Annotated in this window: 22 protein-coding genes; 2 read left to right on the forward strand and 20 right to left on the reverse strand. The window is 71.1% G+C overall.

Annotated elements, in window-relative coordinates; all coding sequences use genetic code 11:
- The first annotated feature begins 21 nt into the window (after positions 1-21).
- A complete protein-coding gene (locus ACFYWM_RS25365; protein WP_389918009.1) occupies positions 22-1,068 on the forward strand; it encodes a TetR/AcrR family transcriptional regulator in 1,047 nt (348 codons plus the stop codon).
- A 49-nt stretch (positions 1,069-1,117) separates the two neighbouring features.
- Here ACFYWM_RS25365 and ACFYWM_RS25370 read toward each other — a convergent pair whose 3' ends face one another.
- The 15 genes from ACFYWM_RS25370 to ACFYWM_RS25440 all read right to left on the reverse strand — a co-directional run bounded on the left by ACFYWM_RS25370 (position 1,118) and on the right by ACFYWM_RS25440 (position 12,832).
- Positions 1,118-2,440 carry a saccharopine dehydrogenase family protein gene (locus ACFYWM_RS25370; protein WP_389918011.1) on the reverse strand — a complete coding sequence of 441 codons (1,323 nt, stop codon included), beginning with the start codon at positions 2,438-2,440 and terminating at the stop codon, positions 1,118-1,120.
- Between the two features lie 369 nt (positions 2,441-2,809).
- Complete coding sequence (locus tag ACFYWM_RS25375) at positions 2,810-3,919, reverse strand: LLM class flavin-dependent oxidoreductase (RefSeq protein WP_389918012.1); 1,110 nt, start codon at positions 3,917-3,919, stop codon at positions 2,810-2,812.
- A 28-nt stretch (positions 3,920-3,947) separates the two neighbouring features.
- A complete protein-coding gene (locus ACFYWM_RS25380) occupies positions 3,948-4,202 on the reverse strand; it encodes a hypothetical protein (RefSeq protein ID WP_389918014.1) in 255 nt (84 codons plus the stop codon).
- A 125-nt stretch (positions 4,203-4,327) separates the two neighbouring features.
- Complete coding sequence (locus tag ACFYWM_RS25385) at positions 4,328-4,567, reverse strand: hypothetical protein (protein ID WP_389918016.1); 240 nt, start codon at positions 4,565-4,567, stop codon at positions 4,328-4,330.
- Between the two features lie 208 nt (positions 4,568-4,775).
- A complete protein-coding gene (locus tag ACFYWM_RS25390) occupies positions 4,776-4,985 on the reverse strand; it encodes a hypothetical protein (RefSeq protein WP_389918018.1) in 210 nt (69 codons plus the stop codon).
- The gene (locus ACFYWM_RS25395; protein ID WP_389918020.1) at positions 4,982-5,242 is read right to left on the reverse strand and encodes a hypothetical protein; all 261 of its coding nucleotides are present in this window, start codon (positions 5,240-5,242) and stop codon (positions 4,982-4,984) included. The genes ACFYWM_RS25390 and ACFYWM_RS25395 overlap by 4 nt, the downstream gene beginning before the upstream one ends.
- A gap of 197 nt (positions 5,243-5,439) precedes the next feature.
- The gene (locus ACFYWM_RS25400; protein ID WP_389918022.1) at positions 5,440-5,802 is read right to left on the reverse strand and encodes a hypothetical protein; all 363 of its coding nucleotides are present in this window, start codon (positions 5,800-5,802) and stop codon (positions 5,440-5,442) included.
- A 3-nt stretch (positions 5,803-5,805) separates the two neighbouring features.
- Positions 5,806-6,810, reverse strand: a complete 1,005-nt coding sequence (locus tag ACFYWM_RS25405; protein ID WP_389918024.1) for a hypothetical protein — start codon at positions 6,808-6,810, stop codon at positions 5,806-5,808.
- The gene (locus ACFYWM_RS25410) at positions 6,807-7,088 is read right to left on the reverse strand and encodes a hypothetical protein (protein WP_389918025.1); all 282 of its coding nucleotides are present in this window, start codon (positions 7,086-7,088) and stop codon (positions 6,807-6,809) included. The genes ACFYWM_RS25405 and ACFYWM_RS25410 overlap by 4 nt, the downstream gene beginning before the upstream one ends.
- 444 nt (positions 7,089-7,532) lie before the next feature.
- Positions 7,533-8,606 (reverse strand): helix-turn-helix domain-containing protein, encoded by a 1,074-nt coding sequence (locus ACFYWM_RS25415; protein ID WP_389918027.1) that lies wholly within the window; start codon positions 8,604-8,606, stop codon positions 7,533-7,535.
- Positions 8,607-8,610: 4 nt separating this feature from the next.
- The gene (locus ACFYWM_RS25420) at positions 8,611-9,615 is read right to left on the reverse strand and encodes a hypothetical protein (protein ID WP_389918029.1); all 1,005 of its coding nucleotides are present in this window, start codon (positions 9,613-9,615) and stop codon (positions 8,611-8,613) included.
- Positions 9,612-11,072, reverse strand: a complete 1,461-nt coding sequence (locus tag ACFYWM_RS25425; RefSeq protein WP_389918030.1) for a hypothetical protein — start codon at positions 11,070-11,072, stop codon at positions 9,612-9,614. The genes ACFYWM_RS25420 and ACFYWM_RS25425 overlap by 4 nt, the downstream gene beginning before the upstream one ends.
- Before the next feature lie 103 nt (positions 11,073-11,175).
- Positions 11,176-11,601 (reverse strand): hypothetical protein, encoded by a 426-nt coding sequence (locus ACFYWM_RS25430; protein ID WP_389918031.1) that lies wholly within the window; start codon positions 11,599-11,601, stop codon positions 11,176-11,178.
- A gap of 194 nt (positions 11,602-11,795) precedes the next feature.
- Positions 11,796-12,071 (reverse strand): holin, encoded by a 276-nt coding sequence (locus tag ACFYWM_RS25435; protein WP_389918033.1) that lies wholly within the window; start codon positions 12,069-12,071, stop codon positions 11,796-11,798.
- Positions 12,050-12,832: an N-acetylmuramoyl-L-alanine amidase gene (locus ACFYWM_RS25440; RefSeq protein ID WP_389918035.1), complete on the reverse strand. Its 783-nt coding sequence runs from the start codon at positions 12,830-12,832 to the stop codon at positions 12,050-12,052. Before ACFYWM_RS25440 ends, ACFYWM_RS25435 begins: the two co-directional genes overlap by 22 nt.
- A gap of 329 nt (positions 12,833-13,161) precedes the next feature.
- Here ACFYWM_RS25440 and ACFYWM_RS25445 point away from each other — a divergent pair, with 329 nt between their 5' ends.
- On the forward strand, positions 13,162-13,392 hold the full coding sequence (locus tag ACFYWM_RS25445) for a hypothetical protein (RefSeq protein ID WP_389918036.1): 231 nt from the start codon (positions 13,162-13,164) through the stop codon (positions 13,390-13,392).
- A gap of 89 nt (positions 13,393-13,481) precedes the next feature.
- Here the strand turns inward: ACFYWM_RS25445 and ACFYWM_RS25450 are convergent, their stop codons facing one another.
- Genes ACFYWM_RS25450 through ACFYWM_RS25470 form a run of 5 tightly spaced genes read right to left on the reverse strand, consistent with a single transcriptional unit; the run spans position 13,482 to position 16,003 of the window.
- Positions 13,482-13,820 carry a hypothetical protein gene (locus ACFYWM_RS25450; protein ID WP_389918038.1) on the reverse strand — a complete coding sequence of 113 codons (339 nt, stop codon included), beginning with the start codon at positions 13,818-13,820 and terminating at the stop codon, positions 13,482-13,484.
- A complete protein-coding gene (locus ACFYWM_RS25455) occupies positions 13,817-14,116 on the reverse strand; it encodes a hypothetical protein (protein WP_389918039.1) in 300 nt (99 codons plus the stop codon). Before ACFYWM_RS25455 ends, ACFYWM_RS25450 begins: the two co-directional genes overlap by 4 nt.
- On the reverse strand, positions 14,116-14,706 hold the full coding sequence (locus ACFYWM_RS25460) for a hypothetical protein (RefSeq protein WP_389918041.1): 591 nt from the start codon (positions 14,704-14,706) through the stop codon (positions 14,116-14,118). The genes ACFYWM_RS25455 and ACFYWM_RS25460 overlap by 1 nt, the downstream gene beginning before the upstream one ends.
- Before the next feature lie 2 nt (positions 14,707-14,708).
- A complete protein-coding gene (locus tag ACFYWM_RS25465; protein ID WP_389918043.1) occupies positions 14,709-15,038 on the reverse strand; it encodes a hypothetical protein in 330 nt (109 codons plus the stop codon).
- A gap of 20 nt (positions 15,039-15,058) precedes the next feature.
- Positions 15,059-16,003 (reverse strand): hypothetical protein, encoded by a 945-nt coding sequence (locus ACFYWM_RS25470; RefSeq protein ID WP_389918044.1) that lies wholly within the window; start codon positions 16,001-16,003, stop codon positions 15,059-15,061.
- Positions 16,004-16,165 lie beyond the last annotated feature (162 nt).

Genomic DNA, 16,165 nt, shown 5'->3' on the forward strand with positions numbered 1-16,165 from the left:
CGTCGCGCCGAAGGAGGACGGGTGGCCGCCCAGGAGGATCCGGACCGGACGGTCGAGCTGCTGTGGCGGGAGCGGGGGGACACCACGCCCCGGCAGGGGCTGAGCCTGGACGCGATCGTTCGCGCCGCCGTCGAGATCGCCGACGCCGACGGGATCGAGGCGCTGTCCATGCGCCGGGTCGGTGAGCGGCTCGGTTTCACCAGCATGTCGCTCTACCGGCACGTACCGGGCAAGGCACAGCTCGTCGACCTGATGTGCGACGCGGTGGTGGGCGAGGTCGCGACGGGCATGACGACGACGGCCGTGCCGGCAGACACGGCGACGGGCCCCGCGGCGGGCACAGGGGGCACAGGGGGAGCCGGGAGCGCCGGGAGCGCGGTGACGGGCGCGGCGGGCCGCGGTGTCGCCACGGAGGCCCTTGCCGGAACGTCGACGGGCACGTCGGCGGGCCGATCGGCGGGCATGTCGCACGAGTGGCGCGAGGCGCTCGAAGGGTGGGCGCGGCGCGACTGGGCGCTGTGCCACCGCCATCCCTGGCTGGCCGGGGTGCGCGGCACCCGGCACGTCCCCGGCCCGAACTCCATCGCCCACTTCGAGTACGCGCTCGGCACCGTGGCGGGAATCGGCCTGAGACCGGCCGAGATGATCGCGGTGGTGGGGCTCGTCGGCCGGTTCGTGGACAGCGAGGCGGCCAGGGCCGCGGAGATCACCAGGATCGAGCGGCACACCGGGGTCTCCGAGGAGGAGTGGTGGGGGGCCAGGGACTCCCTGTACGAGAAGCTCCACCACTACCCCAATCTGACCCACGCCTGGGAGGCCGGCGGCTACGACGAGCCCGAGGACTCCTTCGAGTTCGGCCTGCGGCGCGTGCTGGACGGCATCGAGACACTGGTCCGCGAGCGTGACGCAACGCGTGACGAAAGTGTCTCGTGTGCGATGTGCGGGACGAGCATGGAGCGGGCGGAGGCGGGCCGCCCACGCGCCTACTGCTCACGGGCCTGCCGGCAGCGTGCCTACCGCAGGCGCCACCGCTCCACACCGCGACCGGACGACTCCTCCGGGCCGTGAGCGACCCGCCCGAACGGATTCCGGCCGAGCCGGTTCCGCGGGCCGGCGTCTACTTCCGCGAGTCGCTCAGCACCCTGAACGTGATGCCCGCCCGCCGGAGCCGGTCGACGAGCGCGTCGCCCATCGCCACGGCGGTGGTGACCTGGCCCGAGACGTCGGGCAGGTCGTCGGTCGCCAGGCAGAGCGCCGACTCGCCGAGCATCTTGGCGGTCTCGTCGTAGCCGGGATCGCCGCCCGCGACCTCGGTCACGACGCGCGCCCCGCCTCCCCTGCCGAGGAAGGTGACCTTGAACCAGCTCCTGGCCCGCTGCTCGGCGCCGGGACCGTCGCCGGGGGCGAAGCGGCGCAGCAGCAGGGAGCGCGCCGGGGGGATCTGGGCGAGCAGGCCGAGCGCCCCGGCCCCCGCGGCGAGGCCCAGCGCGGCGGGCAGCCACTTGACCGCCAGGTGGTGGCGGTAGGTGAAGTCGGGGCCGTAGCACTCCAGCGCGCGAGCCGAACGGGCGACGACCTGCGGGTCGAGCGTGGGCAGCGGCAGGGCCCAGCCTCCGACGTAGCGGATCGACCCGGGCCCGCCACGCGCCTTCCTGCTCCCGGAAACCGCCACGGCTCCGGACGAGGTCGCGGAATCCGCCGAGATCGCCGAACCCGCCGAGGCCGCTGAACCCGCCGCGATCGTGGTCCGGTAGCCCGCCACGGCCTCGGTCACGGAGCCCGTCGCGCCCCGGGCGCCGGTCTCGGTCGCGGGACGCGCCCAGGGGCGTTCCTCGAGTTCGCGGCGGAGGCGCGCGGCCTCGGCCGACTGCCGGAGGCGGGAGAGCACCGTGACGGCGGAGTGCACGGTGCCGCCCGATGCGGCGGCGGAGGCCCGGACGAACCCGCTGACCTCCAGCGGCACCCCCCGGGGCAGGTTCTTGACGGTGAAGTAGGCGCCGAGGTCGTGCGGGATCGAGTCGAAGCCGCACGAGTGCACGAGCTTGGCCCCGGTCCGCCTGGCCCGCTCGTGGTGGCGGACGAACATGCGGTCGACGAACTCGGACTCACCGGTGATGTCCGCGTAGTGGGTGCCCGCCTCGGCGCAGGCGGCCACGAGCGGCTCGCCGTAGGTGAGGAAGGGGCCCACGGTCGTCGCGACGACCCTGGCCTGCCTGGCGATCTCCGCCAGGGAGGCGGGATCGGTCGCGTCCGCGTACAGCAGCGGCAGCTCGGGCAGGCCGATCCGCTCCCTGACCGCCTCGAGCCTGGCCCGGTTGCGCCCGGCCAGGGCCCAGCGCAGGGAGGGACCGGCGTGGCGCGCGAGATAGTCGGCGGTGAGCGCCCCGGTGAACCCGGTGGCGCCGAACAGCACGATGTCGTACGAGCGGTCGTCAGGCATGGGCCGAGAATCCTCCCTGTCAGGGCCGGGCGCAAGCTGCCGGGGCCGGACGCAGGACGTACCCGAGCGTGGCGCGACCACTCGGGCATGGCACGGCCACCCGAGCGTGGCGCGACCACTCGGGCATGGCACGGCCACCCGAGCGTGACACGGCCACTCGGACATGGCACGGCCACCCGAGCGTGACACGACCACTCGGGCATGGCACGGCCACTCGGGACGGGCACGACGACCACGTTCCCCTTCGGATGGGCACGGGCCCCGCCAGACTCCCGTGCCCACCCGGACGAAAACGACAAACGCGACGAACACCGGGCTCGCCCCGCCCTCGGCCTTCGGGCGGGCACCGATCCCGTCACACCCCCGTGCTCACCTCGGGACGGGGGCGGCGGCGAGGCGGGGCAGGACGTTCTCGCCGAACCAGTACGACTCCTCCAGGTGGGGGTAGCCGGACAGGACGAACTCCTCGATGCCGAGGGAGGCGTACTCCTCGATCCGTTCGGCGACCTGGGAGTGGCTGCCGACCAGGGCGGTTCCCGCGCCGCCCCTGACGAGGCCGACCCCGGCCCAGAGGTTGGGGTGGATCTCCAGGTCGCGGGCGGTGCCACCTGCGAAGCCCTCGTGCAGCTCCAGCATGCGTTTCTGGCCGACCGACTCGCTGCGGCTCAGCAGCTTCCTCGCCGAGACGATGTCGGCCGGGTCGATGGCGGCCAGCAGCCGTTCCGCCTCCGCCCAGGCGTCGCGTTCGGTGTCGCGGGTGATGACGTGCAGCCGGATGCCGAAGCGGAGCTTGCGCCCCTGTTCCTCGGCCAGCTCGCGGACCCACTCGATCTTCTTCGCCACCTGCCCGGGAGGCTCGCCCCAGGTGAGGTAGACGTCCACGTGCCTGGCCGCGACCGGTCCGGCCGCCCGCGAGGAACCGCCGAAGTAGATCTCCGGTACGGGGTCGGGCGTCTCGGAGACCATCGCGCCTTCAACGCGGTAGTGCGTGCCCTCGAAGTCGTACGGGGTCCCGCTCCAGGCGCCGCGCACGATCGACAGGAACTCGTCGGTGCGCTCGTAGCGTTCGTCCTTGGACAGGTGGTCGCCGAACCTGGCCTGCTCGACGGTCTCCCCGCCGGTCACCACGTTGAGCAGGAGCCTGCCGCGCGAGAGCCGCTGGTAGGTGGCGGCCATCTGCGCGGCCAGCGTCGGGGACATGAAGCCCGGCCGGAACGCGACGAGGAACTTCAGCCGTTCGGTCTCGCGGGTGAGCGCGGCGGTGACCAGCCAGGCGTCCTCGCACCAGGTGCCGGTCGGGGTGAGGACGGCCTCGAAGCCGAGCTGCTCGGCGGAGCGGGCGACCTGCGCCAGGTACTCGATGTCCGGCGCCCGGAACGCCACCGCCTCGGAGCGGCCGTGCCCCCTGGCGAGGCCGTGGCCGCCCCCGGTGAGGACCCGGCTGTCACCGGCGGTGGGCAGGAACCAGTGGAACTTCATCGGGTGCCTCCAGGCGCCGGGAAGGGCGTCACGTGGGGTTCTCCAGGGTGGCGTCGAACCGGGTGTCGACGATGTCGGCGATCTTGACGGGGGCCGGGATGAGCTTCGCCTCGCTGAAGGCGTCGGCCACCAGCTGCTCGCGCTCGACGACGTCCCCGGCGAGCTTGATGTCGTTGAACGAGCTGCGCTTGATCGCCGTGCCGACGATCCCCGGGTCGAGCCCGGTGAGCTCGGAGTAGACCCTGGTCCACACGACTGTTAATTCTTCATATAGGTGGGCCATTGCTACTCCTCGCGTAATCAGCCAGCGAATAAACACATATTAACCGGTCGGATATACATGAAACGATGGCGAGAAAGCGAGGCCCGGTTCTCGAATTCGAGAACCGGGCCTCCCCACGCCGAGCATCACAGCCAGGGCATCGACCCCGCCCACACCGCGCCGCCGTCCGCGTCCAGCCGGTACCAGCCTGGCCCGTACGCCACCCGCAGCAACACCGGCTCCGTGCACGGGTCCTCCCCCGGCCCCAGCAGCAGCCCCAGCTTCCGCGCGATCGTTCGATTCTGTTCGATCCACGCGTGGCACACGTCGTCCAGGTCCAGCCCGTTGCACGGGCAGTTCGTGATCCTCCGAGGATCACCGCCCATCCCCCGCGGATCCCGGTGGTGCTGCTGCGTCGCCGGCCGTCGGCCGCACGCCTCGCAGATCCCCATCGACCGGGAACGGATCGCCGACCGTGTCGCGGCCGGGAACCCGCTCACTCCAGTTCCTCGAGCGCGGTCAGGACCGCGTCGGCGATGGCCATGGGCTCGTCCCGGCCATCGGGCAACGGCCGGCCCGGCAGCAGTGAGCCGCTCACGAGGGTTGCCGCACCGAGATGGTCACCGCCACCGGGCAGTGCGAGCAGGTGAACGTGTGGTCCGACAGCTCCGCGCCCTGGCCCGGCTTGCCGGTCCAGGTCACGCGGATGCCGCGCTCCGTCATCGGCTGCCCGCAGTGCCGCATCCTGACGTCGAATCCGTCCGGCATGCACAGCGCGGTGTCCGGCGGCGCAGCGCCGCTCATGCTCGCCTCCGCTCCCAGCCGCAGTCCAGGCAGCGCACGGCGCCCGGCCACCAGAAGTGGCCCCAGCTGAGCGCGCACCAGATGATCCGCCAGGGCCGGAACGGGATCGCCGCGAGAGGCACCGGTTCGGGGAGGGCGAGCGCCATCGGCTGAAGTATCGGGATGGGGGCGGTGTTGCGCGGGGACGACGCGGGGATACGCGGGATCACCTCGGTGATGGCGTCGGGGCTCACGGCCCAGGAGGAACGGCTGCTCATGGGCCGAATTTAGCGAGGTCATCCCGTGGATGTGCCAGTACGGCTCGCCGGTTCAGCCTTGACGCTTTGTGCTGTGACCTGGTCCAACGGTGATCTTCTCGTGATGTCGCACGCTGTATGGCAAAGGCTCCTTTACTTTGTCGATTCCTAAGATGGGGGTCGGGTGACCGTCCGGCGGGCGCGGCGGGCAGGGCACTTCAGGGGCGGCGCCGCCGGAACGGGATGACGTTGTCGGGCCTCGGCGGCGCCACCGGAGGCGGGGCCGGCGGCTCGTCGTCCAGGCCGGGAATGGCCAGCTGCGCGGAGGGGTCGCGGCTGGCGCAGGTCGTGTGGTGCGGGACAAACCGCTTCTCCAGCGGGTGCGCCGGATGCTCGCCGTCGGCGGCGAGCAGGGAGCGGCACCACCACAGCCGCACGCCCCGGCGGTAGGCGGCGACGCTGCCGCGGACCGGGTCGGGCCTGATGTCCAGCGGCTGCCGCTCGCCGTTGCGCGTCACCGCGAAGAAGATCAGCGTGCCGCAGTGCTTGCACGGGGTCTTCTCCCGGCTGTTGGGCTCCACCGGTCAGGCGCCTTTGCGGATGGAGAAGTGGCAGCGGGGGCAGGGGCCGAGGTCGCGGGCTTCGGCGTCTTCGACGCGGCGGCGGATCGGGTCGGAGCAGGTGCCGCACCAGGGGATGACCGGCGGCCGGTCGGTGGCCTGGGTGGCGGCGTGCCACCACGGCCCGTCGTGGAGCAGACGGCCCGGGAACTGCGTGACCGGATCGCGGGCGAGCGCGAGGGCCGCGTGCCGGACGATCCACCACGGCCGCTCGACCACCGAGGAGTCGGTGAGGGTGCGGATGATCGACCGCGTCGACCAGTCGGGCCGCAGGCGGCGAAGATCTGCGACCAATTCCATGATCTCCTCCCCCTCCTCCCCCTCCTCCTCGTCCACAGCGGGGCCCTCTGGCGTGGGGAGGGAAGGGAGGGGGGTTTCCCCCCTCCCTTTAAAACCTCTATAAGGAATAGCTACCGCTCCCTGCGGCAAGGGTGGCCGCTGTGAGCGGCAAGGGTTGCCGCTGTCAGCGGCCAGGGCCCCACTATGCCCGTTCTGTGGTGGCCGCTCTGTGCGGCCACCTTGACCTGCGGTTTTTACCTCGCCTTGGAGCTTGGCGCGACTTACCTGGGGGAGGTTATCCACAGGCGCACTCTCCGTAGTCGCATCCGACTTCTCCCTGATGTCCCTTTCCAGGCGGGCCAGCTTGGAGTCGTAGAGCACGTATCCGGAGGGCGCGCGCGACTTCGTACCGGGCTGGAAGCGCACCAGCACTTCGACGTATCCGCACGCGACGAGCTTCTTGAGACCGCGGTCGAAGGAGTCCACCGACATGCCCATCACGGCGGCGATGTCGGCGCGCGTCAGCTCCTCCAGCGTCCTGTCGTAGTAGTCGGCGCACCGCACCAGGCACACATAGGCGTCCTTGGCGTTATGGTCCAGACGATCATCGTCAAGAACCTCGAAATAGATCATTCCGAACGGGTCTTTGGACGCCTGCGCAACGCTGAAACGCTCGTTGTTGTCGGTCACTCGTCAGCCGATCGCCGGGGAGCGACGATCCCGCGAGGACGCAAGGTGAACGCGACCGGATCCGGCGACGTGATCACCGCGTAGCCGAGGCCGGCGAGGGCGAGGATCAGCCGCAGCGCCTCGTCGCGCCGGTGGTAGGGCATGCCGCTCGCGATCGTTTCCCAGGCGTGCAGGTGGTCCTCGGGAAACTCGGCCAGGTAGCCGAGCATCAGCAGCTGCTCCATGGTCAGCCGCGGATCGGACAGCCACGCCGCGGGCAGGGATCCTTCGCTTCTCACCGGCACCTCCCCGGCGCCGACGCGTGAACCGTCCGCGCGAGCGGCGAAAGCACCGGAAGCGCGGTCCGGCAGGCGCGGGTTCGCCCAGGAACGAGCCGAACCAGGCTCGGGTTTTGTGCGGGTATGCGACCCCCGATCGCCTGTGCGACCAGGACCTGTATGGGTACAGTGATGCGCAGCACCACGACCTCCTCGACTTAGGTCGTACACAGGGCCGGACCGCTGGCAGGCGGACCCCGGCCCTTCACTTTTTCCGGGCACTTGAGCGGCTCCCGCCGGTAACGCTGCTGGGCTGTCGCAACGGGAGCCGTGGGGGAACAGTAACGACCGTTTGCCATCTACCGCCAGAGGTTCCCATCCACGCCCCAGCTGGCCGCACGCCTGCGGCGTGCGGCCTTGAGGGCAGACCGTCAGATCACCACCGCGCGTTTCCGGCCGAGGCCCTCACGCGTTTTCGTCGTCCTGCTCCTGGTCGTCGCGGGCATCGAGGTCCTCCAACCAGGCGACCAGCACCGCGGCCGCCCTCACCAGCTCGGCGCGCAGCTCGACCGGATCGTCCCTGCGCAACACCTGGCCCAGCACGGACTGGGCCCGCAGCGCCCAAGTGAGCCGGTTGCCCTGATCGGCTTCGACGTCACGCAAGAACGCCTCGTCGGCCATCTCCTGCCAGGAGGGGCCCGTGCCGTCCACGTAGAAGGGCCCGCCCCCCAGCTGCGTCTGCCGGGTGCCGCGCTCCACCTCGATCTGCTGCAGGATGTCGCGGCGGCGCCGCACCTGCGGCGCCACCCCCGCCTCCGTGGGCCGCACAACGCCCAGGTCACAGCCGAGCGTGCGCGCGTAGACGATCAGGTCGTTCAGGCCCGGGGTGACGAAGCCGCTCGCCCACCGCTGCAGCGAGGCCTTCGTCAAGACGTTCGACGACAACCGCGGGATCACCGACCTCGGGAGGTCCTGCTCGATCCGGATGGCTTCCAGCGTGACGACCAGCCGGTGCGGCGGCCGCCGCACCCTGACCGCCGTGGCATGGTCTTCTTCGACGCCGCCGGGTTCGGCTACGGCCTTGACCGGCGCAGGAGGCCCCTGCCGAAGACCCACCGCCCAGCCGACCGCGTCGGCGTAGGCGGTGAAGTTGACCAGCGACGGCGTCCAAGCGCCGCTTGTCCACCGCTGGATCGTGTTGCGGCCCACGCCGAGGGTCGTCGCGAGGCGACGCTGGGAGATGTTCAACGCCTTGGAACGGGCACCCAGTACGGCCATCAGCCAGGCGACGTCCCTCGTCTCGGCTTCGGCCTCCTCCTCGGGGGTGGCCGGAGCTGCGTCGCCGAGGAAGTCGATCTGTCGGCCGATGGCCGCCCCGTAGGCGATGGCCTGCCCCAGGGACGGCATGCGCAGGCCACTCGCCCACCAGTTGATCTCCTCAACGGCGACGCCGACGGCCTCGGCCACGTCCTCGGCGGGGACGCCGAGCTCGACGCGGACCGCGTTGAGCTCGGCGACCAGAGGATGGATCGTTCCCACCTGCTCAATCCTCCTGGGCGGCAGGCTCGTCCGGGGCGGGTTCCGGTGCGGGGCCGAGCGCCAGGACGTCGCCCATCGCGCCCGCCCGGTACATGGCCTCGATCCGCTCCTTGCCGCTCGGACGGCCGTTCTTCGCCGTGGCGTAGCGGGTGATGAACGCGCCCTTGCGTTTGCCCGGGGTGATGGTGGCGAGCTGCACCAGCTCCCCCGTCGTCGGGTCGGCCTTGCGGCCCTGCTCGTCGATCTCGGACTGCAGGCGCGTCAGGTACGCCTCCTGCACGTGGGTCTTCACGTAGTCGGGGTGGGTCATGGCGATGTAGGCCACGACGTCGGGCAGGGAGAACGCGCCGGGCAGAACCTGCTGGCACAGCTCGGTGGTGGCGTGCTTCTCGCAGAACGCCACCACCGCCTCCATGTTCCAGGTGATCTGCGGCGCGGGCTCTTGGAGGTGGATGGTCGCCACGGCCGGGCCGCCGTCGTCGGCCATCACGTCGAGCGACTTCATGCCGTGCACCAGCTGGGCGGCGGCGAACAGCCTCTCGGCGTGCTCTCGGGTGCGCTTGACGTGACGGCCGATCGCCTTGTGCACCTGGTCGAGGTAGGCGTAGGCGTGGGCCAGGTCCAGGGCGCTCTCTCCGCGCTCTTCGGCGTCGGCCAGCAGTTTCTTGGCGGCGGCGACCTCCTCCTTGAGGACCACTCCCTCAAGGACTTCGCCGGTGCCCGGTGGTGTCGGCACACCGGCCATGCCCGCGAGCTGGGCGAGTTCCTGGAAGGACAGGTCGGCGAAGCCGGGCATGGCGTCATCGCCGGTGAAGACCACGGGTTCGTCGCGGCCGGGCACGCCGTGGATGCGGGTGGTCGGCTCCGGTGCGGCCTCGGGCGGGTCGGCCGCCGCAGGGGCGGCCGGGGTGAACTCGCCCTTGCCGAAGTCGTAGGTGCCCGGCCCCATGCCTTTCTTCCAGGCACGGCTCTTGCGGGCGGCCTTCTTGCTGGGGGTGCGGCGGCTCATGCGGCGGGCCTTTCCTGGGCGGGGGTGTGGGCGGTCATGCTGGCGGCGACGCGGGCCTGCATCAGGGTGCGCAGCGCCTCGTTCGGTTCGGGCGCCGTGATCACGGGGGCGAGCATCACGATGAGTTCGGCGCCCATCGCGGTGGTCAGGCTGCGGCTGTTGGTCAGCCGCTTGCCGGTGAGGATCTGCAGGACGACGTGCCGCTGATCGGGGGTGGTGACCCCGCAGTCGGCGAGCATGCGCTGCAGCACCAGCAGGGTCGCCTCGTCGAGCGGCGCGGCCGGGTCCGGTGCCGCCTCCGGCGCGGCGGGCTCAGCCGGGTCCGGCGGGGTGGGCGGTGTGGGGGGGATGGCTGACCGTTCGGCGGTCGCCTGGATCACCTGCCCGCCGGGGCCGGGCTGGGCGACCGCGCGGACCGGCGCAGCCGGGACGCCGTCGGGGGCGGCGTACTCGGCGCCGTCGGCGCCCCCCTGGCCGGCCACCGACCGGATACGGCGGGTGATCAGCTCGGTCAGGGTCTCCTCGGCTCCGTACTCGTTGTCGACCGTGATGCCCCGGTGCGCCGGGTGGGCGGCCTCGGTCAGGAGCCGCTGCAGGTGTTCGCGGTCGACGGTGGCCAGCGCGTCGTCGCGGATCGCCTCGGGCAGCCGCTCTTGGCCGAGGCGCACCAGGGGGCGGGGCTGGCTGTCGGCGGAGACCCGCAACGTCTTGAAGATCAGGTCGGCCAGGTTGAGGTCGGGGACGACCCGGGCTTCGTCGGAGCCGTAGGTGATGTGCAGGTACTTCGACTGTGCCCCGATGATCGTCGGCGGGCCGTCGAGGCTCAGGCGGATCCACACGGTCGCGGCGTGGGTCAGGTCACGGTGGCAGTCGACCTTGTAGCTGGCCGTCTTCGGGACGGGGTCGGCGCTGTCCTCGGTGATCCACATTTCTCGGCCGCGCGCTGTGATCACCACGATGCCGGGGAAGGTCGTGAGCAGGTCGAGGAGCTGGCTGTGTCGGGCGTGGACGTCGTCCCAGATGTTGTTGGGGATGCGGATGTCGGCGTTCGGATCCCAGGCCAGCAACCTCTGGTGCTTGATCGACCCCTTGGCGCGGGCGTTGCCCCACGACTTGAGCATGTCCCAGATGCGCGAGCCGCTGTCGACGCACAACGCGACGGGCTTTTCCCGGGCGGCGTGCGCGCGGGCCGCCTCGGCGTGCGCGGCCTCCACCTGGCCGATGATCGACGACCAGGTGCCGTCGTGCTGGATGAGTTCGTAGGTGGGGGTGCCGGTGATGGCGTCGCCGTACTCGTCGCCTCGGCCGTCGCCGAGGTCCAGCAGCAGGCTGCGGCCGATCAGCGGGGAGGCGGTGAGCTGCGCCCACATCCAGGTTTTGCCCGAGTCCGCGGGCCCTTCGATCAGGAGGGTCGGGTAGGGCACCACGCAGGTCGGCGGGCGCGTTTGAAGGATCACTTGGCGTTTCCTTTCCACGGGGAAGCTGGGCGGGAACCTTGCTCGACTGTTCCCATATAGGTGAAAGCTGGAGTTCGCCCCTGGCTGGGACGAACGGCGGCGCTTACTGCTGGTTTACCTGTTTAAGACTTTTCACAACGGACGCGTTGATCGGCCGGCCGGTCCGGCGGGCGAACTCCTCCCAGGGAGGGATCGTCCAGATCCGGGTTCGCCCGATCTTGACGTTCTCTCGCGGAGCACCGTTGCCGCGCTGAAACCAGATGGTCACGGTGTCGGGCTCCACGTCGAACATCGCGGCCACTTCCTTGACGCCTACCAGCGGCGGGAGCGTCGGCACCGGCTTGTCCGGATCGGTCCAGTGCTGCTTCAACCAGAACGGGGTGCCCGAGACGACGACATCAGCTTTACGCAGCTTGCCGTAGTCCTCCCGAGCTCGCCATGAGTGGATCGTGTTGATGGACGTTCCAAGCATCTTGGCGAGATCGGGCTGTCCGACCAGGTCGGGCAGGTTTTCGGGCGCTTCAGTCACTTCTTCACCTCCCCTACCACGCAAGTCTTACCCTACACCCGTCAGGAAACTCTCTGCAACTTTTCCCCAACAGTGATGGTAAAGAACACGTAACGCGGTACTCTTCAACAGCTGGGCGCTCACCGGGCGCAGGCTTCCCTTCCACGGGGGAGCGAAGAAGGGCTGGCCACTCGACGGCCAGCCCTTCGCCCGTTTCACGACTCGGTGAACGACGCCGACTCGGTGTCACCGGTGCCGGCCGCGGCCAGCGACAGCAGCAGCGACAACAGCGCTCCCCCGCCGGCGAGCAGAGGCACCGCCCGCAGCGTCGACATCTGTACCGCGCCGACCTGGTCGGCGCCGATCCCGGTCACCGCGGCGGCCGCGCCCGCCCGCACCGCTCTCTCAAGCGCGTCGCGCCACCACACCCGCGACCAGATCCCGCCCTTCCCCGAGCGGCGGTGCCTGCCTATGTGATCGGCGCCAGCCACGCCGCTTCCCAGTCGTCGCGGCCCACCTTGCCGCTGGTGCGCAGCCCCTTCTCCATCTGGAACTGGCGGGCGATGTCACGAGACTGCGGCCCGTAGGAGCCGTCCACGGTGATGGGCCAGCCGCGGCGGCGCATCTGCTTCTGCCAGGTGAGCACGTCGTCGCCGACCGCCGCCGGCGGGTACTCCAGGACGCGGCCGGGCCAGGGCGGCATGTCGGCGCCCGGCGCAGGCGGTGCGCCACCGTCGGGCCTCGGGTAGCCGCGCTGGATCCACGCGTACAGCCACTCGCCGGGACAGTCGGTGTCCCAGCCGTCGCGGTGGCCGAGGACCTCCTGCCCGCATGGCTTCTCCTTCGCCGGCAGGCGGCGCAGCCAGTGGAAGGCGTCGACCAGGCCGTGCAGCATGTCGTCGGGCGGGACGACCAGGCCGGAGGTGCCCACCATCGCCATGATCGCGTAGTGGTTGCTGTTGAGACCGTTGCCGTTGGCGGCCGGCAGCAGGCCGGGGCCGCGCCCGAGCAGCAGCTGCCGGTGCGGGCAGATCAGCCCCGTGTAGCCGATGTCCCCCCACAGGTTCGTGTCCATGTGGTGTTTCTGGATGCTTTTGGCCAGGGCCAGGCATTTGCCGTGGCTGTTCACGATGGCCGGGTCGACACGATCCCCCACGAAGTGGATCTTCACGCCTTTCGGGCGGCTCTGCAGCACCGTTATGCCCTTCGGGGAGCGTGCCCCCCACTGGTCGCGGTCCACCAGCTGCACCATCGGCGTCTCCCCTTTGAGGATCGGGCCGCGCGACGGCGCGCGGCCTGCTTGCTCCGGCGCGGCCGCCGGTGCTCTTGCTTCACGTCGCCTGCCGTACCGGCCGGTGCGGTACGGCGCCCGAAGCGGATGAACGCTCACCCTTCGCCGTCCTTCACCGGGCCACCCGGCGGCGACGCTGCGGGGCCGGGAGGCCCTTCCGGGCCGGCGGGTCCTGGCGGCCCCGGCGGTCCGGGCGGCCCTTCGGGACCAGCAGGGCCGGGAGGCCCCGCAGGTCCTGCTGGGCCAGGTGGCCCCACCGGTCCTGCTGGCCCGGCAGGACCTTCCTTGCCGTGGCGGCCGTCTCGGCCGCGCCCCCCAGGCAGACCGGGCGGACCGGACGGGCCAGATGGGCCGGGTGGCCCCTGACCGCCTGGAGGTCCGGCCGAGCCCCGCTCCCCCTGCGGCCCGGACGGCACGTTCACCGCCGGCACACCTCCCAGCTCGGTCACCTGGTCGCCGAGGACCTCCCGGTCGGACTGCGCCCGCTCCAGGTCCTCGCGCAGGGCCGCGAGCTGCACTGACACGGCGATGAACAGGCCGAGCACAATCGCCAGCGTTCCGACGACGAGAGCCGTCCGACCCCACCGCGCCAGACGGCTCCTCTGGCCGATCACGGAGCGCCTCCCCGCGCCATGAAGATCTGGACCAGCACCCCGCACAGGAAGATCGCCGCCGGGATGAGTCCGGAGAACACGAACTGGCGCCAGTCCATGCCGCGCCGCTCCGCCGCCCGCTCGACGGCCACCTCCAGCTTGGAGATGCGATCCAGCATCGCGACGCGTTCCGCCTCGTAGCGGTCACGCGTCACCAGCTGGTCCAGCCGGACCGAGACGGCCGCCCACTCCCGCTCCTGGCGTTCCCGCAGGTCCGCCAGGTCGTCGCGGATGTCGGTGCGCACGTCCCCGAGACGGCGCATCACCTCCGCGAGGGACGGCGCGTCATCGCTCATGTCGGCCGGTCTGCCGGCCCCCGGTAGCCCGTCAGGCGGCGCGCGGTCGCCTCCGGGGCTCCGAGCGTGAGCAGCGCGTCGTAGTCGGCCCGCCGTACCTCGTTGATCTGCGCGTTCTGCTCGGCCACCCACGCCTTCACCTGCGCGGCGTGACCGGCCCGGATCTCCTCGGCCTGCTCGGCGGAGATCTCCTGCGCGTCGGTCGGCACTCGCAGCGTCATCGCGTACGAGCCCTCCACCTGCAGGGAGCGGGAGATCAGCGTTCCGTCGCCCAGCCGGAAAAACTTCGTGATCATCACAGTCCCGCCAGCGCTAGAACCCTCATCTGCCATCTGATCTCGCCGTACTGGGCGCCGCCCTGACCGGAGCCGACATCGATCGGGCTGGTGAACGTGTTGGTGCCGCCCGCGGGGATCGTGCCGGACACCAGCGTCTGGTGAAGCTCCCAGTGGACGCCGGTCTCCTGTGTGCCCCCGGCCGGTGCCGGATTCTCTGTCGCCAGCACCGAGTTGCCGTTGATGCGAAAGCCTGCGCGCGAGTCCGTCCCGGGCGGCAGGTAGAAGTCGATGTCGACCTGGATCCACTGCACGACGATCGCCGTGTAGCAGGCGGAGGGGTTTTGCACCTCGATCTCGGCCTGGGTGACCTCGGTGAACCCGGCCGGGACGGTGACCAGGGCGCCGCCGGTCGACCCGGACGCCGACGCCCGCCCCGCCTTGGGGTACGGCGGCACCCACAGCCCGCAGTTCGGGTCGACCCGCAGCGGGTTCTGCGAGGTGGGGCAGGAGTAGGGCCACGCCTGCTCGGCGGGGCCACCGCACAAGTCCAGGCGGAGCCTGCCGTTCGGGTCGACCATGAACTCCGGGCCCACACATACCTGCGGCATCGTCATCCCTCCGGCGCGGTGTAGCCGGTCAACCTGCTGGCGGTGCCGGCGGGGATCCCGGCGGCCAGCAGCGCCTCGTAGTCGCCGCGCATCCGCTCGCCGTCGGCGGCCTCCAGGTCGGCCAGCAGCTGCTCGGTGCTGGCCTCCAAACCGTGCCGCACCCGCCGGTACTCCTCGACGGTGATCTCCACGGCGTCGGCGGGCAGCGACGAGATGCCGGGAGCGGACTCGGCGACCTCCCCCACGCTGCCGGTGGCGGTGCGGAAGTAGCGGACGTGCTCCAGCTCGGCGCGGTCGCCGACGAACGGCGCCGGCTGCGTCGTGTCGTTCATCCTGTCTGCCTTCCTTTCGGCTACAGCGCGATCAGCACGGCGCGGATGAAGGACTGGATGCGGTTGTAGGTGGCGCCGCCCAACCCGAAGCCCAGCCCGATCACGAGGTCGATGTTCTGGGTGCCGCCCGCCGGGATGATGGTGTTGCCCACCACTTTGGTCGTCTGGGTGTGCACGTTGCTCACCGTGGCCGACCCACGATTTTCGAACCGATACGTCTCATCGCCGTACATGAACATTCCGGCGCGGCCACCTGCGGGAATGATGAAGTCGATGTCGAGTTCGGTCATCGTGATGGCCAGCGCGGGCCGACACGCGTCCGGGTTGGTCACCGACAGCGACCGCGTCTCGATCGTCGTCCCACCGGTCGCGGTCGTCGCCGGGACGGCCACGTTCGCGTAGGTCTGGTTGGCGCTGGTGGTGAAGTACTCCGCTTTGCCGCGCGGCTCCGAGCGCAACGCGCCGGTGCTGTCGCAGTAGACGGCGCCGGCGTTCGCGTCGACCGGGCACGCGTACGGCCAGGCCGTAACTCTCGCCGCGAGCGGCGACGCGGCCGTGCCCGCACCCTGCAGCCCGCAGGCGCCCACCGTCAGCAGCGCCTGCAACCCGGTCGCGGTGCACGTCAGGAGGTTCCCGGCGGCCGGGTTGAGGGTGGGCGTCGCCGTCAGCGGCTGCGGCACCGTGCCCAGGCCGCCCAGGTTGATGCAGGGGGTGTCCTGCACGGCGACCGTGGTGAGCCCTCCGCCGCCGCCTCCGCCTCCGGCCGCGTACAGGCCGCCGTCGCCGCCGAACACCATGGCGTTGCCCGCATCGCCGGAGATCCTCGCGCGGATCTGGTTGCCGGCGTCGTCGTAGACCAGGCCGGGGCCGAGGGCTGTGCCCACGCAGTCCTGGATCGCCTCGCAGTTCGTCGTCCCCGTCGCGGACACGACGTAGGGGTTGGCCGTGCTGCCGTTGCCGGTCACGGTGACACCCGCGCCGGGAGAGATCAGGCAGGAGCAGCTGGAGGCACACCCGCACCGGGCTATCGTGACCACCCCGCACATATCCGCAGGTAGGCCCGGCCCTCACGCCAGCAGCATCACGGCCAGCGTACCGGGACGTCCGCGTGCTCTCCTGAACCGCTG

It is taken from the genome of Streptosporangium sp. NPDC002721 (genome assembly GCF_042888905.1).
GTDB lineage: Bacteria > Actinomycetota > Actinomycetes > Streptosporangiales > Streptosporangiaceae > Streptosporangium.

What these genes read in the sequence shown, in the direction of transcription:
- ACFYWM_RS25370 (WP_389918011.1), bottom strand. Translation starts at nt 2,440, where the DNA reads ATGCCTGACGACCGCTCGTACGACATCGTGCTGTTCGGCGCCACCGGG.
- ACFYWM_RS25375 (WP_389918012.1), bottom strand. Translation starts at nt 3,919, where the DNA reads ATGAAGTTCCACTGGTTCCTGCCCACCGCCGGTGACAGCCGGGTCCTC.
- ACFYWM_RS25380 (WP_389918014.1), bottom strand. Translation starts at nt 4,202, where the DNA reads ATGGCCCACCTATATGAAGAATTAACAGTCGTGTGGACCAGGGTCTAC.
- ACFYWM_RS25385 (WP_389918016.1), bottom strand. Translation starts at nt 4,567, where the DNA reads ATGGGCGGTGATCCTCGGAGGATCACGAACTGCCCGTGCAACGGGCTG.
- ACFYWM_RS25390 (WP_389918018.1), bottom strand. Translation starts at nt 4,985, where the DNA reads ATGAGCGGCGCTGCGCCGCCGGACACCGCGCTGTGCATGCCGGACGGA.
- ACFYWM_RS25395 (WP_389918020.1), bottom strand. Translation starts at nt 5,242, where the DNA reads ATGAGCAGCCGTTCCTCCTGGGCCGTGAGCCCCGACGCCATCACCGAG.
- ACFYWM_RS25420 (WP_389918029.1), bottom strand. Translation starts at nt 9,615, where the DNA reads ATGAGCCGCCGCACCCCCAGCAAGAAGGCCGCCCGCAAGAGCCGTGCC.
- ACFYWM_RS25440 (WP_389918035.1), bottom strand. Translation starts at nt 12,832, where the DNA reads ATGGTGCAGCTGGTGGACCGCGACCAGTGGGGGGCACGCTCCCCGAAG.
- ACFYWM_RS25450 (WP_389918038.1), bottom strand. Translation starts at nt 13,820, where the DNA reads ATGAGCGATGACGCGCCGTCCCTCGCGGAGGTGATGCGCCGTCTCGGG.
- ACFYWM_RS25455 (WP_389918039.1), bottom strand. Translation starts at nt 14,116, where the DNA reads ATGATCACGAAGTTTTTCCGGCTGGGCGACGGAACGCTGATCTCCCGC.
- ACFYWM_RS25460 (WP_389918041.1), bottom strand. Translation starts at nt 14,706, where the DNA reads ATGCCGCAGGTATGTGTGGGCCCGGAGTTCATGGTCGACCCGAACGGC.
- ACFYWM_RS25465 (WP_389918043.1), bottom strand. Translation starts at nt 15,038, where the DNA reads ATGAACGACACGACGCAGCCGGCGCCGTTCGTCGGCGACCGCGCCGAG.